The sequence below is a fragment of the Streptomyces sp. NPDC046859 genome (genome assembly GCF_040645135.1).
Classification (GTDB): Bacteria; Actinomycetota; Actinomycetes; order Streptomycetales; family Streptomycetaceae; genus Streptomyces.
In genome coordinates, this window is sequence record NZ_JBEYXR010000005.1 from 141,654 (window position 1) to 155,430 (window position 13,777).

Annotated in this window: 15 protein-coding genes; 6 read left to right on the forward strand and 9 right to left on the reverse strand. The window is 74.6% G+C overall.

Annotated elements, in window-relative coordinates:
• Positions 1-156: 156 nt before the first annotated feature.
• Positions 157-1,062 (reverse strand): chitosanase, encoded by a 906-nt coding sequence (locus ABZ899_RS08945; RefSeq protein WP_361342878.1) that lies wholly within the window; start codon positions 1,060-1,062, stop codon positions 157-159.
• On the reverse strand, positions 1,059-1,997 hold the full coding sequence (locus ABZ899_RS08950) for a rhomboid family intramembrane serine protease (RefSeq protein ID WP_361342879.1): 939 nt from the start codon (positions 1,995-1,997) through the stop codon (positions 1,059-1,061). The genes ABZ899_RS08945 and ABZ899_RS08950 overlap by 4 nt, the downstream gene beginning before the upstream one ends.
• A gap of 168 nt (positions 1,998-2,165) precedes the next feature.
• Between ABZ899_RS08950 and ABZ899_RS08955 the strand changes: the two genes are divergently transcribed.
• Positions 2,166-2,891 (forward strand): VWA domain-containing protein, encoded by a 726-nt coding sequence (locus tag ABZ899_RS08955; protein ID WP_361342882.1) that lies wholly within the window; start codon positions 2,166-2,168, stop codon positions 2,889-2,891.
• A gap of 13 nt (positions 2,892-2,904) precedes the next feature.
• Here the strand turns inward: ABZ899_RS08955 and ABZ899_RS08960 are convergent, their stop codons facing one another.
• Together ABZ899_RS08960 and ABZ899_RS08965 are read right to left on the reverse strand one after the other, a co-directional pair.
• Positions 2,905-3,870: an acyl-CoA dehydrogenase family protein gene (locus tag ABZ899_RS08960; protein WP_361342885.1), complete on the reverse strand. Its 966-nt coding sequence runs from the start codon at positions 3,868-3,870 to the stop codon at positions 2,905-2,907.
• Positions 3,871-3,942: 72 nt separating this feature from the next.
• Positions 3,943-5,085: an acyl-CoA dehydrogenase family protein gene (locus ABZ899_RS08965; protein WP_361342888.1), complete on the reverse strand. Its 1,143-nt coding sequence runs from the start codon at positions 5,083-5,085 to the stop codon at positions 3,943-3,945.
• Positions 5,086-5,166: 81 nt separating this feature from the next.
• On the opposite strand from ABZ899_RS08965, the gene ABZ899_RS08970 reads away from it, so the two are divergent.
• Genes ABZ899_RS08970 through ABZ899_RS08980 form a run of 3 tightly spaced genes read left to right on the forward strand, consistent with a single transcriptional unit; the run spans position 5,167 to position 7,767 of the window.
• On the forward strand, positions 5,167-5,949 hold the full coding sequence (locus tag ABZ899_RS08970) for an SDR family oxidoreductase (RefSeq protein ID WP_361342891.1): 783 nt from the start codon (positions 5,167-5,169) through the stop codon (positions 5,947-5,949).
• A 22-nt stretch (positions 5,950-5,971) separates the two neighbouring features.
• On the forward strand, positions 5,972-6,586 hold the full coding sequence (locus ABZ899_RS08975; protein WP_361342893.1) for a TetR/AcrR family transcriptional regulator: 615 nt from the start codon (positions 5,972-5,974) through the stop codon (positions 6,584-6,586).
• Positions 6,587-6,609: 23 nt separating this feature from the next.
• Positions 6,610-7,767 carry an acetyl-CoA C-acetyltransferase gene (locus ABZ899_RS08980; protein WP_361342896.1) on the forward strand — a complete coding sequence of 386 codons (1,158 nt, stop codon included), beginning with the start codon at positions 6,610-6,612 and terminating at the stop codon, positions 7,765-7,767.
• A 6-nt stretch (positions 7,768-7,773) separates the two neighbouring features.
• Here the strand turns inward: ABZ899_RS08980 and ABZ899_RS08985 are convergent, their stop codons facing one another.
• The 4 genes from ABZ899_RS08985 to ABZ899_RS09000 are packed head-to-tail and all read right to left on the reverse strand — an operon-like array spanning position 7,774 to position 11,152.
• Entirely contained in the window at positions 7,774-8,820 is a 1,047-nt protein-coding gene (locus tag ABZ899_RS08985) for a nitronate monooxygenase (protein ID WP_361342899.1), read from the reverse strand.
• Entirely contained in the window at positions 8,820-9,539 is a 720-nt protein-coding gene (locus ABZ899_RS08990; protein WP_361342902.1) for a CoA-transferase, read from the reverse strand. The genes ABZ899_RS08985 and ABZ899_RS08990 overlap by 1 nt, the downstream gene beginning before the upstream one ends.
• Positions 9,536-10,375 carry a CoA-transferase gene (locus ABZ899_RS08995; RefSeq protein WP_361342905.1) on the reverse strand — a complete coding sequence of 280 codons (840 nt, stop codon included), beginning with the start codon at positions 10,373-10,375 and terminating at the stop codon, positions 9,536-9,538. The genes ABZ899_RS08990 and ABZ899_RS08995 overlap by 4 nt, the downstream gene beginning before the upstream one ends.
• The gene (locus ABZ899_RS09000; RefSeq protein ID WP_361342908.1) at positions 10,376-11,152 is read right to left on the reverse strand and encodes an enoyl-CoA hydratase family protein; all 777 of its coding nucleotides are present in this window, start codon (positions 11,150-11,152) and stop codon (positions 10,376-10,378) included.
• Between the two features lie 54 nt (positions 11,153-11,206).
• On the opposite strand from ABZ899_RS09000, the gene ABZ899_RS09005 reads away from it, so the two are divergent.
• Together ABZ899_RS09005 and ABZ899_RS09010 are read left to right on the forward strand one after the other, a co-directional pair.
• Positions 11,207-11,953, forward strand: coding sequence for an SDR family oxidoreductase (locus tag ABZ899_RS09005; RefSeq protein WP_361342910.1), 747 nt, complete (start codon positions 11,207-11,209; stop codon positions 11,951-11,953).
• Positions 11,950-12,855: an SDR family oxidoreductase gene (locus ABZ899_RS09010; RefSeq protein ID WP_361342913.1), complete on the forward strand. Its 906-nt coding sequence runs from the start codon at positions 11,950-11,952 to the stop codon at positions 12,853-12,855. Before ABZ899_RS09005 ends, ABZ899_RS09010 begins: the two co-directional genes overlap by 4 nt.
• 16 nt (positions 12,856-12,871) lie before the next feature.
• Here the strand turns inward: ABZ899_RS09010 and ABZ899_RS09015 are convergent, their stop codons facing one another.
• Positions 12,872-13,768, reverse strand: coding sequence for a hypothetical protein (locus ABZ899_RS09015; protein WP_361342916.1), 897 nt, complete (start codon positions 13,766-13,768; stop codon positions 12,872-12,874).
• Between the last annotated feature and the right edge of the window lie 9 nt (positions 13,769-13,777).

Below are 13,777 nucleotides of genomic sequence, written 5' to 3' on the forward strand. Positions count from 1 at the left end.
GGATCAACCGAGAACGTCCCGTACAACGGCGTACGGGCGGGAAATCCGGGGGCTTCCCCCGGACCCCCCGAGACGGCGTCTGCCTCGTCCCCGACCGGACGAACGGGCAGGCGCCGTCGGCATGTCCCGGACGGCCCGGACTGTCCGGGCCGGCGGCTACGGCAGGTGGTACGTCTCCCCGTACACCTTCCACGTCAGCGGCGGCTCGAGGTCGAGCTTGCCGTCGTACAGGAACTGCCGCTGGGCGGTGTCGATGCGGCTGGTGTCGATGCCGGTGCGCTTGTCCTTCATGGCCGCGCGGCGGATGTCGAGGAAGATGTCCAGGTACGCCTTCTCGGAGCCGCCCTGGGCGGGGGTGTCCGCCTCGCGCTGGGCGCGTTCGCGCAGCACGTAGAAGCCGTCGTCGTCGATGCCGGGGCCGTGGAAGACCATCGCGTCGAAGTAGATGAACTGGCCCAGGGTGCCCAGGCCGTCGAGCTTGGCGAGGCGCACGGCCGGTTCGAAGTAGGCGCGGTCGCGTTCGGCGAGCTGGGCCTGCTGGAACTCGGGCTTGCGGGCCTCCGCCTTCCACGCGTCGGTGAAGCCGGGGTCCAGGCCCTCGTGCGAGTCGGTGCCGTCGACGGCGCGCAGGGCGGGGAGGTACTTCGCGAGACCGTTGTCCGGGTGGTCGGCGGTGTAGCGCTCGACCAGGACGCGCAGGTCGTTGGTGCCGGTGCAGAAGCCGATGATGCCCGCCGTGTAGCCCTGGCCGTCGCCGATGTCCTCGATGTAGCCGAAGGTGTCGCGCCAGTTCAGGGTGGAGTTCTCGGCGCTGGACACCAGCTGCTGGGCCAGGGTCTTCATGGCCGGGGCGGCGAGGCCGGGCGGCTGGTCCGCGATCAGCTCGTCGTCCGCCGACCGCTCCTTCTCCGCACGGGACTTGGCCTCCTGCCGGGCCGCCGCCTGGGTGGTGACGGCCGGGGAGTCCGGGCTCCCGGCGGAGTCGGCCGGCATGAGGAGGTACGCCGCCGCGGTGAGCGCCAGCGGGGCCGCCGCGAAGATCAGGATGCCGGAACGCTTCACTGGGGAATCCCTCCACCGGTCAGCTCGGAGACCTTGGCGAACGCGGCCACGGCCAGCAGGACGAGGACGCCCGCGCACGCGGCCGCCTGGATCGCGACCCGGCGCGGTCCGCGCGGGGCGTAGGCGAAGGCGGCGGTCACCGCCGCGCCGGTCAGCAGCCCGCCGAGGTGGCCCTGCCAGGAGGTCAGGCCCGCGGACAGCAGCAGCCACAGCAGCAGGAACACCATGAACCGGTTGACGGCCCGCATGTCCGCGCCGATCCGGCGGGCCAGCACGTAGTAGGCGGCGCCCAGCCCGAAGATCGCGCCGGACGCGCCCAGCGACTCCGTGTTCACGTCGGTGAGCATCAGCTCGAAGACGGAGCCCCCCAGCGTCGCCAGCAGATACAGCGCGACGAATCGCAGCCGCCCCAGCATGGGCTCGACGACCCTTCCGAGCTGCAGCAGCGCGAGCATGTTCAGCACGATGTGCAGCAGCCCGAAGGTGCCCTCGGTCGGCGGCAGATGGAGGAAGCCGCTGGTGAGCAACCGCTCCCACTCCCCGGCGACCAGGCCGGACGGCTGGAAGTCGGGTGGGTGCCCGGGCTGGTAGACGTAGAAGCCGCCGTCCGGCCCGGTCAGGCGGGCGGACACCATCGCGAACCGGTCGACCAGCTCCGGGCGGGCCAGCTCGGCGAGATACGCGATCACGTTCAGGCCGACGAGGACCGTCGTCACCAGCGGGGTGCTCGTGATCCGTCCGCCGACGAGCGTGCGGGCCTGCCGGACCGAGCGCGCCCCCTCCTTCACGCACTCGACGCACTGGTACCCGACGGCCGCCTCCCGCATACAGGAAGGGCAGATGTGGCGGTCGCAGCGCGTGCAGCGCACGTGGGACTCCACCTCGGGGTGGCGGTAGCACGTGGTGACGGCTGCGTCGGTGGGCTCGGGCTCCACTGCCGGCTCCCTGGAGATCGAATGAACGGTGAGCCGGTGGGGACGGCGGCGAACAAAATATCGAACCCCGGTGCCGAAATCGAATGCCGGTGCAGAACGGCAGGGGAGAGCGGGACGGGTGTGCCGTAGGGTCGGGCCGCCGGGGTGCCGTACGAGGGGGCAGGGGACATGGCCGCGATCAGTCTGAGCAAGGTGGAGGAGACCGCGCCCGCGCTGGCGGGCCCGTACCGCAGCGCCGGGGTGTCCCTGCGCAAGCACGGGCTGGACGGGGCGCGGGCCGCCGTCTACCTGGTGGTGGACTACTCCGGGTCGATGAAGCCGTTCTACCAGGACGGCAGCGTGCAGGTCCTGGCCGACCGGGTGCTCGGGCTGTCGGCGCACCTGGACGACGACGGCAGGGTCCCCGTCGTCTTCTTCTCCACCGAGGTCGACGCCGTCACGGAGATCGCGCTGGACGGCCACCGGGGCCGGATCGAGCGGATCGTGTCCGGGCTCGGGCACATGGGCAGGACCAGCTACCACCTGGCCATGGACGCGGTCATCGACCACTACCTGGACAGCGGTTCCAAGGAGCCGGCCCTGGTGGTCTTCCAGACCGACGGCGGGCCCGTCAACCGGCTCGCCGCCGAGCGGTACCTGTGCAAGGCGGCGCGGCTGCCGCTGTTCTGGCAGTTCGTCGGGTTCGGCGACCGGGGGAGCAGGCAGTTCGACTTCCTGCGCCGGCTCGACGAGCTTCCGGTGCCGGACAAGCGGGTCGTCGACAACGCCGGGTTCTTCCACGCCGGTTCGAACCCGTCGGCGATGCCGGACGGCGAGCTGTACGACCGTCTCGTCGGGGAGTTCCCGCAGTGGCTGGCGGCGGCGCGGGCGCGGGGCATCGTGCCTCCGGCCTGACGGCGGCCCGCGCTCACCGGAGGCCCGCGCCCCGCAGCACCTCGGTCCGGCAGGTGTCCGGGTCGCCCCAGGCGCCCAGCAGCGCGCGTGCCTTGGTCAGCCACAGCGACAGGTCGCACTCGGCGGTGTAGCCGATCGCCCCGTGCGCCTGGAGCGCGGCGCGGGCGGTGGCGTACGCGGCCTCACCGGCGGCCACCTTGGCGGCGGCGATGTCGGCGGGGTCCAGGGTGAGCGCCGCCCCGAACACCAGCGGCCGGGCGAACCCCAGCCCGATCCTCGCGTCGGCCAGCCGGTGCTTGACCGCCTGGAACGAGCCGACGGGGACCCCGAACTGGGTGCGCCGCCGGACATGGGTGACCGCCCGGCCGAGCAGGGACTCCCCGACGCCGAGGGCCTGCGCGGCGGTGCACAGGCGGGCGTACCGGAGGGCCCGCGCGGGCGGCGGGCCGGCCGCGAGCGGCTCCCCTCCGGGCGCGAGGGGGGTCAGACGGCGGGCCGGGTCCAGGGAGCGGCGCACCGGACCGTGCCCGGGGGAGAGGAACATCCCCTCGCCGGTGAGCGCGAGCCGGACGTCGGCCACGTCCCCGTCCAGCGCGTACGGCGCGTCCCACGCCACGGTCGCCAGCGCCTCGCCCGTCTGCAGGGCCGGCACCAGCCGCCCGGCGGGACCCGAACCGGGCAGCCCGGCCAGCAGCACCGCCGCCGTGACCGTCTCCGCCAGCGGGCCCGGCACCGCGTGCCGCCCCAGTTCCACGAAGGCGGCGGCGAGTTCCACGGGCCGGGGGCCCAGCCCGCCCCGGGACTCGGGGACCGCGAGCGCCCACACGCCCGCCTCGGCGAGCCGGGACCAGAGCGCGCGCCCCGCCGCGTGCTCGCCCCGGCTCCACGCCCGGACGACCGCCGGGGTGTCCGCCGCCGTCAGCATCGTGTCCAGCGAGCCGGTGAAGGCGCGCTGCTCGGCGTCGAGCAGGAACCTCATCGACGGCACTCCTTCGGCGGCGCGGGCGGGAGCCTCATCGGCGGCCCCCTTTCGGCAGGGTGGGCGGACACGTCATCGGCGGCGCCCCTTCGGCAGGCCGAGCAGGCGCTCGGCGATGATGTCCCGCTGGATCTCGTTCGTGCCCGCGTACAGCGGCCCGGCCAGGGAGAAGACGTACCGCTCGGCCCACTCGGTGTCGGCCGCCTCGCCCTCGGGGCCGAGCAGATCGAGGGCGGTCTCGTGCAGCGCGATGTCGTACTCCGACCAGAACACCTTGTTCAGGCTGGACTCCGGGCCGATCGACCCGCCGTCCGCGAGCCGCGAGACCGCCGCGCAGGTGAACAACTGGTAGGCGCGGGCCCCGATCAGCGCGTCGGCGACCCGGGCCCGCGCGCTCTCCGGCTCGCCCCGCGCCCGCCACAGCCGGTGCAGCCGGTCGGCGCTCGCGAGGAAGCGGCCGGGGGAGCGCAGCATCAGCCCCCGTTCGTTGCCCGCCGCGGCCATCGCGATCCGCCAGCCCTCGCCGGGCTCCCCGATCACGTCGTCGTCCGGCACGAACACGTCGTCCAGGAACAGCTCCGCGAAGGCCGGCCTGCCGTCCAGCCGGGTGATCGGACGGACCGTCACGCCCGGGGCACGCAGGTCGAACATCACCTGGACGAGCCCCTGATGGGGCCGCTCGGCATCCGGGTCGCAGCGGAACAGCCCGAACGCCCGGTCCGCGAACGCGGCACGCGAGGACCAGGTCTTCTGCCCCGACAGCAGCCAGCCGCCGGCCACCCGGACGGCCTTCGACCGCAGGGCGGCCAGGTCCGAGCCCGCCTCCGGCTCCGACCACGCCTGCGCCCACACCACCTCCCCGGTGCCCATGGGTGGCAGCACCCGCGCGCGCTGCTCCTCGGTGCCGTGCGCGAAGAGGGTCGGGGCGAGCAGGCTGATCCCGTTCTGCCCGACACGGCCCGGTGCGCCCGCCGCGTAGTACTCCTCCTCGAACAGCAGCCAGCGCGCCGGCGGGGCGTCCCGGCCGCCGTACCGGGCCGGCCAGTCGACGACCGACCAGCGGCCGGCGGCCAGTTCGGCCTCCCAGGCGCGATGCGCGGCGAAGCCCTCCGCGGTCTCCAGCGACGCCAGCGGACGGGCCGGCACATGCGCCCGCAGCCAGGCCCGGGCCTCGGCGCGGAACGCCTCGTCGGCGGTGGAGTACGTGAGGTCCACGGCCGTCCCCCTCCCTCCGGACGAGCGGAGCCTTCCCTGACGGTCTTCCCTAACAAGTGTTTGGTAGGTTAGCGTGCTGCCATGACACCCGTCGAGGCACCGGCGTACGTTCCCGGGCACGGACTGCTCCGCGGGCGCACGGCCGTCGTCACCGCGGCGGCGGGCGCCGGCATCGGCGGGGCGACCGCCCGGCGCCTCCTCCAGGAGGGCGCGCGGGTGCTGATCAGCGACCCCCACATCCGGCGGCTCGAGGAGCACCGGGCGCGGCTGGCCCGGGAGTTCGAGGACGCCGTGACGGCCACGGTGTGCGACGTCACCGACGAGTCCCAGGTACGCGCCCTGTTCGACACCGCGGAACGGGAGCACGGCCGGCTCGACATCGTCGTCAACAACGCGGGGCTCGGCGGGACCGCACCCCTGGTCGACATGACCGACGAGCAGTGGACGCGGGTCCTCGACGTCACCCTCGGCGGCACCTTCCGCTGCACCCGGGCCGCCCTGCGCCGGATGCGCGCCAGCGGCGGCGTCATCGTCAACAACGCCTCCGTCGCCGGCTGGCGCGCCCAGGCCGGGCAGGCCCACTACGCGGCCGCGAAGGCCGGGGTGATGGCGCTGACCCGGTGCGCCGCGATCGAGGCCGCCGCGTACGGGGTGCGCGTCAACGCGGTGGCGCCGAGCCTCGCCCGGCACCCGCACCTGGCCCGGGTGACGACCCCCGCGCTGCTGGAGGAACTCGCCGCCCGCGAGGCGTTCGGGCGGGCCGCCGAACCCTGGGAGGTGGCCAACGTGATCGTCTTCCTCGCGTCGGACTACTCCTCGTACATGACCGGGGAGACCGTCTCCGTCAGCAGCCAGCACGCCTAGGACGACCGACGACAATGGACCGGTGCCGACCAAGAAGAAGGAACCCCAGGTGACCGCCGCGGCCGCCCGACGCCGTGAACTCCTCGACACCGCGGCCGAGGTCTTCGCCGAACAGGGCTACAACGCCACCACCGTCCGAACGATCGCCGACCACGCCGGCATGCTCGCGGGCAGCCTCTACTACCACTTCGACTCCAAGGAGTCGATGCTCGAGGAGATCCTGCGGACCTTCCTCGACGAGCTGTGGGCCGGCTACGACGCCGTCCTGGAGGCCGGGCTGGGCCCCCGCGAGACGCTGGAGGCGCTGGTCACCGAGTCCTTCCGGGAGATCGACCGGCACCGGGCCGCCGTCGCGATCTACCAGAAGGAGAACCGGCAGCTCGCCGCCCAGCAGCGGTTCGCGTTCCTCGCCGAGTCGCAGCGCCGGTTCGAGAAGGCGTGGCTGTCGACGCTGGAGCGCGGCGTCGCGGCCGAGGTGTTCCGGCCCGACCTCGACGTCCGCCTGACCTACCGGTTCGTCCGCGACACGGTGTGGGTCGCCGCGTCCTGGTACCGGCCGGGCGGACAGCACAGCCCCGAGGAGATCGCCCGGCAGTACCTGTCGATGGTGCTGGACGGGATCGCCGTACGTGAATAGCCCCTAGACGGCAGGGAGCCGCCATGGCCGAGGCCTACATCGTCGAAGCGGTCCGCACGCCCGTCGGGCGGCGCGGGGGAGGGCTCGGCGCGGTCCACCCCGCCGACCTGGGCGCCCACGTCCTCACCGCGCTGCTCGGACAGGTGGACGTCGACCCGGCCGCCGTCGAGGACGTCGTCTTCGGCTGCCTGGACGCGGTGGGGCCGCAGGCCGGCGACATCGCGCGGACCTGCTGGCTGGCGGCCGGACTGCCCGAGGAGGTGCCGGGCGTCACCGTGGACCGGCAGTGCGGCTCCTCGCAGCAGGCCGTCCACTTCGCCGCGCAGGCCGTGCTGTCCGGCACCCAGGACCTGGTGGTCGCGGGCGGCGTGCAGAACATGTCGATGATCCCCATCGCCTTCGCCACCCGGCGGGCCGCCGAACCGCTGGGCCTGACCGAGGGCCCCTTCGCGGGCAGCGAGGGCTGGCGCGCCCGGTACGGGACCAAGCCGGTCGACCAGTTCACGGGGGCCGAGATGATCGCCGCGAAGTGGCGGATCGGCCGGCGCGAGCAGGAGGAGTTCGCGCTGCGCTCGCACCGGCGGGCGCTGCGGGCCATCGACGAGGGCCGCTTCGAACGCGAGATCGTGCCCTACGGGCCGGTCGCCGTGGACGAGGGGCCGCGCCGGGACACCTCGCTGGAGAAGATGGCCGCGCTGCGGCCCGTCGCCGCGGGCGGCACGATCACCGCGGCGTGCTCCTCGCAGATCTCCGACGGCGCGGCGGCGATGCTGCTCGCCTCCGAGCGCGCGGTGCGCGAGCACGGGCTCACGCCCCGGGCCCGGGTGCACCACCTCTCGGTGCGCGGCGAGGACCCCGTGCGGATGCTCACCGCACCGATCCCCGCCACCGCCCACGCCCTGAAGAAGACCGGCCTGCCGATCGACGCCATGGACCTCGTGGAGATCAACGAGGCGTTCGCACCGGTCGTCCTCGCCTGGCTGAAGGAGACCGGCGCCGACCCCGACCGGGTCAACGTGAACGGCGGCGCCCTCGCGCTCGGGCATCCGCTCGGCGCGACCGGCGTGCGGCTGATGACGACGCTCCTGCACGAACTGCAGCGCACCGGCGGCCGGTTCGGGCTGCAGACCATGTGCGAGGGCGGCGGACAGGCCAATGTGACCATCCTCGAACGACTCTGAGCGCCGTCAGCAGCCCCCGACCCGCCCCCGCGCCTCCTCGGCCTCCCGCATGATCCGGGCCACGAGTTCCGCGCACGACGGCAGGTCGCCGATCACCCCGGCGACCTGCCCGGCGGCCATCACCCCCAGATCCGTCCGGCCGTCCACCATGGCCGCCCGCAGCAGCATCGGCGTGTTCGCGGCCAGCAGGACCTGGCTCCACGTCAGGTCCCTGCCGTGGCGCAACGCGCGGCCCTCCCGGACCATCCGGCGCCAGCCCGTGCCCGACAGCGCCCGGTAGTCCGCCGCCGCGCGGACCGCCCGCGCCAGCGCCCGCACCCGGCCGGAGCGCTCCAGCGCGTCGACCAGATCCGTGCGCAGCATCCGGTGCGGCAGCCCGTCCACGGCCCGCGTGACGGTCACGTCCCCGACGGCCGCCGCCAGATAGCGCGCCTTCACCGCGTCCGGCACCGTCGAGTCCGAGGTGAGCAGGAACCGCGTCCCCATCGCCACCCCGGCCGCCCCGTAGGCGAGCGCCGCCACCAGGCCGCGCCCGTCGAAGAATCCGCCCGCCGCCACGACCGGTATCCGCACGGCGTCGACCACCTGCGGCAGCAGCACCGTCGTCGCCACCGCGCCGGTGTGCCCGCCGCCCTCCGCGCCCTGCACGATCACCGCGTCCGCGCCCCAGCCGGCGACCTTCTCGGCGTGCCGCCGGGCGCCCACGGTGGGGACGACCAGCACCCCGGCCTCCTTGAACCGGGCGATCAGCTCCGGGGAGGGCGCGAGCGCGAACGAGGCGACCCGCACCCCCTCGGCGATCAGGACGTCGGCCCGGTCACCGGCGTCCGGGGCGTCGGCCCGCAGGTTCACCCCGAACGGCGCGTCCGTACGGGACCTGACCTCGCGCACCGCCTCGCGCAGCCGGTCCACCGTCATCGTCGCCGACGCCAGGACGCCCAGCGCCCCCGCGTTCGCCGCTGCCGCCACCAGGCGCGGGCCCGCCACCCAGCCCATCCCCGTCTGCACGACCGGGTGCCGCACCCCGGTCAGCCGGGTCAGCGCCGTCTCCATCACCCGGCGACCTCCCCCGCCCGGGTGTTCCCGGGGTCGACGACCTCGCGGATCAGCCGCAGTTCGGCCGCGGTCGGCGACCGGGTCACCGCCACGTCGCCGGCCACGGCCAGATCGAAGGAGGTGGCCTCCCGGACCTGCTCCACGGTGACGCCCGGATGCACCGAGACGAGCCGCATCGTGCGGCCGGGTGCGCCGAAGTCGAAGACGCCGAGGTCGGACACCACCCGCCGCAGGCAGTGGTACCGGGCGCCGGCCGCGTGGTCGTGGCCCACCCCGCACACCATGTCGACGCGCTCCACGAAGACCCGCCGCGAGTGCCGGGGCACCCAGTAACTCGTCGGGTTGTTCAGGGTGTTGACCGGCGCGCCGCGCGCCCCCAGCAGCTGGCGCACCGGCCGCTCCCAGGGGCCGACGCACGAGATGTTCTGGTTGCCGTGGCGGTCGATCTGGCTCGCGCCCATCATCACGTGCCGGCGGCCGCCGGTGACCAGCGTCAGGTGCTGCCGGTACGGCAGCCACCCCTCGACCGTGCCGTCCGGCGTGACGAGCAGGGCCTCCCCGTCCGTCAGCAGCAGCTCCGGCGCGAAGGTGAGCCGGGCGAGCCGGGCACCGATGGACGGGATCAGGCCCATGGGGCTCGCCAGCACCTCCCCGTCGCCCCGCCACTCCTCCGCGCACGCGATCACGCAGTACTCCGCGCGGGAGACCTCCGTCACGGCCGCCCCCCGGACGCCGCCGCCCGGTACGCCCGTTCGTCGCCGCCGAGGTAGCGGGCCGCGAACTCCGGCCACGGCGTCGTCGCGTACGTGCGCTGGAACTCCTCGTCCCGGCCGTAGTCGGGGGCGCAGGACGTGAAGTGGGCGCCGCCCGGCGCCTCGATCACGCCCGTGACCCTGTGCCGCTTGACCAGCAGCGACTGCGGGGGCCCGCCCTCGGCCAACTCGGCGGTGCCGACGAGCCGTTCACAGGAGAGGTACGCCGTGTCCGCCGCCTCGCAGAACAGGTCGTCGAAGTACGGGTCGGGGCCCAGATACTGCCCGTTGCCCCGCCGGTCGGCGCGGTTGACGTGCACGAGGGCCACGTCGAGCGGCAGCGCGGGCATGGCCACGAACGTCTCCCCGTCGTCGTACGGCGAGGTCACCGTCCGCAGGCCCGGGTTGACCCGCATCACGTCGGAGCCGAGCCCGGCCCGCACCGGCAGGAAGGGCAGCCGGTTCGCCGCCGCGTGCAGCCCCCACAGGAACATCGCCTCGTCGACCTCCGTCAGGTCGAGCTCCCCGCGCTCGCGCGCCGCGCGGAAGTGCGGTTCGAGAGGGAGGGAGTCCAGCGTCGCGAACGGGGCGACCAGGCGGCGGATCCGGCCCGCCGCCGCCAGCATCCCGACGTCCGGGCCGCCGTACGACACGACGGTCAGGTCCGTGACCTCGGACCGCAGCAGCGCCCTGACCAGGGCCATCGGCTTGCGGCGCGAGCCCCAGCCGCCGATCCCGACCGTCATGCCGTCCCGCAACCGGGAGACGGCCTCGTCGGCGGTCATCGTCTTGTCCCGCATCTACGCCCCCTCCGTCCCTCGCGTTCCCGGCGCCCCGAAGCCGGCCCGCACCCGCTCGGCGACGCCGCTGAGGGCCGCCTCGAAGGTGAAGCCCTGCTCGAAGCGGTAGCCGCGGTGCACGTCGACCGGGTCGATGCCGTTGAGCGCGGCCTTGGCCAGGCGCAGCAGCCGCCCGTCCTTCGCCGCGATCTCCCGGGCCAGCTCCAGGGCGGCGGACGGCAGTGCGGCGCGCGGCACGACCCGCCACACCGAGCCGTGCGCGCGCAGCTCGGCCGCGGTGGCCGTGCGCGCGGTGTAGTACAGGGCGCGCAGCAGATGCCGCGGGACCAGCCGGGCCAGATGGGTGGCCGCGCCCAGCGCGCCCCGGTCCAGCTCGGGCAGCCCGAACACGGCGTCCTCGCTCGCCACGATCGCGTCCGCGTTGCCCACCAGGCCGATGCCGCCGCCCAGGCAGAACCCGTGCACCGCCGCCACGACCGGCACCGGGCACTCGTACACCGCCGCGAAGGCGTCCGCGCACGCGTGGTTGACGCCGATCAGCGCGTCGTGGCCGCCGCGCTGGAGCTCCTTGAGGTCGACCCCGGCGTTGAACCCGCGCCCCTCGGCCGTCAGGACGACACAGCGGACCCCCGGGTCGCGGCCGGCGGCCCGCAGCGCGTCGGCCAGGGCGGACCAGCCGTCCACCGGCAGGGCGTTCACCGGTGGGAAGGCGACCGTGACGACGGCGATTCCCTCGTGGTCCGTCCCTTTTCCGGGGGACGAGGTGGAGACACCCATGGCCGCATCAGCTACCTTTCCACCAAACGTTTGTTAGGTGAAGGGTAGCGGGGCATGGGGCTGGACGGGAAGGTCGTGGTCGTCACCGGCGGCACCCGAGGAGTCGGCGCCGGGATCGCGCGGGCCTTCGCCGAGGCCGGCGCCGAGGTGCTGACCTGCGCCCGCCGCCCACCCGAAGCACCGTCACCGGGCGCCGAGTTCGTCCCCCTGGACCTGCGCGACACCGGGGCCGTCCAGGACTTCTTCGGGGCGCTGCCACGCCTCGACGTCCTCGTCAACAACGCGGGCGGCACCCCGTACCGGCGGCTCACCGACGCAGGCGCCGAGCGGCACGCGCGCGTGATCGAGCTGAACCTCCTGGCCCCGCTGACCGCGTCCCTGGCCGCCCACGAGCACCTGGCCCGCGCCCGGGGCTCCGTCGTGATGATCGGCAGTGTCAGCGGCGCCCGGCCCTCACCCGGCTCGGCGGCGTACGGGGCCGCCAAGGCCGGGCTGGACAGCCTCGCCCGGTCCATGGCGGTCGAGTGGGCACCGCGCGTGCGGGTCAACACCCTGGTCGTCGGCATGGTCCGCACCGAGCGGTCGGGCCCGCACTACGGAGGCGACACCGGTGCCGCCCGCGTCGCCCGCACCGTCCCGCTGGGCCGCCTCGCCGACCCCGCCGACGTCGGGGCGGCCGCCGTCTTCCTCGCCTCCGACGCCGCCGCCTACATCAGCGGCGCGAGCCTGCTCGTGCACGGCGGCGGCGAGCGGCCCGCGTTCCTGGACGCCGTGACCGACACCGACGGAGGCATGCCATGAGCGGGATCTGCACGGGACGGGTCGTCGTCGTCACCGGCGCGGGCCGGGGCCTGGGCCGCGCGCACGCGCTGGCGTTCGCCGCCGAGGGAGCCCGCCTCGTCGTCAACGACCTCGGGGTCGGCCCGGACGGCACGGCGGCCGACGGCGGCCCGGCCCGGCAGGTGGCCGGCGAGATCCGCGCGGCGGGCGGCGAGGCCGTCCCCCACACCGGCGACGTGGCCACCGCCGGCGGAGCGGCGTCCCTGGTCACGACGGCCCTGCGGACGTACGGCCGGCTCGACACCCTCGTCAACAACGCGGGCTTCCTGCGCGACCGGACGCTGGTCAACCTCGCCGAGGACGACTGGGACGCGGTCGTCCGCGTCCACCTCAAGGGCCACTTCCTGCCCCTGCGGCAGGCCGCCGCGCACTGGCGCGCGGAGACGAAGGCGGGCCGCGTCCCGGCCGCCCGCGTCGTCAACACCAGCAGCGGCGCAGGCCTGCTCGGCTCCCTCGGGCAGGGCGCCTACAGCGCCGCGAAGGCCGGGATCGTGGGCCTCACCCTGGTCGCCGCCGCCGAGCTGGCCCGCTACGGCGTCCAGGTCAACGCGATCGCCCCGGCGGCCCGCACCCGGATGACCGAGGACGTCTTCGCCGAGGCCATGGCGGCGCCCGGCACCGGCTTCGACGCGATGGCCCCGGAGAACGTCTCCCCGCTGGTCGTCTGGCTGGGCTCGGCGGCGAGCACCGGGGTCACCGGCCGGGTCTTCGAGGCCGAGGGCGGCCGGATCACCGTGATGGAGGGCTGGACGCCGGGCCCGACGGCGGACAAGGGGGCCCGGTGGACCCCCGGGGAGGCGGGGGAGACGGCACGGAGGCTGCTGCGGGAGGCGGCAGCGCCGCGCCGCGTGTACGGGACCTGACCGCGGGCTGTCCCTGTCAGGTGTCGCACTCCAGGACCGTCCGGCACAGCCCGCACCGGGCGCGGACCCGCCCCCGCACCGGCACCCGGATCCGCTGCTGACACGTCGGGCACGGGAACGACACCCCGAGCGGCTCCCGGTCCTGCGGGGTGAACGCGTACGGCACCCCCGGCCGCTCCCCGCCCTCCCGGTGCTCCCGCGCGCGGCGCCGGTCGTGCGCGTAGCGCCGGCGGCCCGCCCAGCCCGCGGCGGTCAGCGGAGGCTGCCGCGCGTCCTCACACGCCCGGTCCATGCCCTTGCCGTACGCCGTGTACGCCTGCGGACTGGTGAACCACACCGACGGGTCCTCACCGAACACCAGCGACCGCTTGGCGAGGACGTACCCGAACTCCTCCGGCGTCAGATAGCCCAGCTTCTGCGAGGAGGCGGAGTCCTCCCGGTAGGCGTCCAGCAGCAGCCAGCCCGCGCCCAGGTAGGTGGTCACCGTGTCCGTCAGGATCTCGTTGTCCCGGGTGCCGGGGAACGACAGGTCCAGCCGGTGCAGATACACATGGGTCACCTCGTGCGCCAAGGCCGCCCCGATGTCCCGCCGATGCGTACGGAAACGGTCGTTCAGCTCCACGAAGTACTCCGGGCCAGCCGTCAGTTCGACGTTCGCCGCATGGCTCATCTCCCGGAATCCCACGACCAGGCGAGCGTCCGGCAGCCGGAAGTGCCGCACCAGCTCGCGGGCCACCCGCTGCGCCCCCAGATGCAGGTCGTCGATGTCGCCGAACGCCACGTCGGCGGGCGCCACGCTGGCCGCGAAGGTCCGCACGGTCTCGTACGACAGACGCCGGTAGAGCGCGGTGATCGACGCCCGCACCGTGTCAAGGTGCGGAAAGCCGTGCTCGACCGGTCCGCCGTTCGCCACGCCGCACCC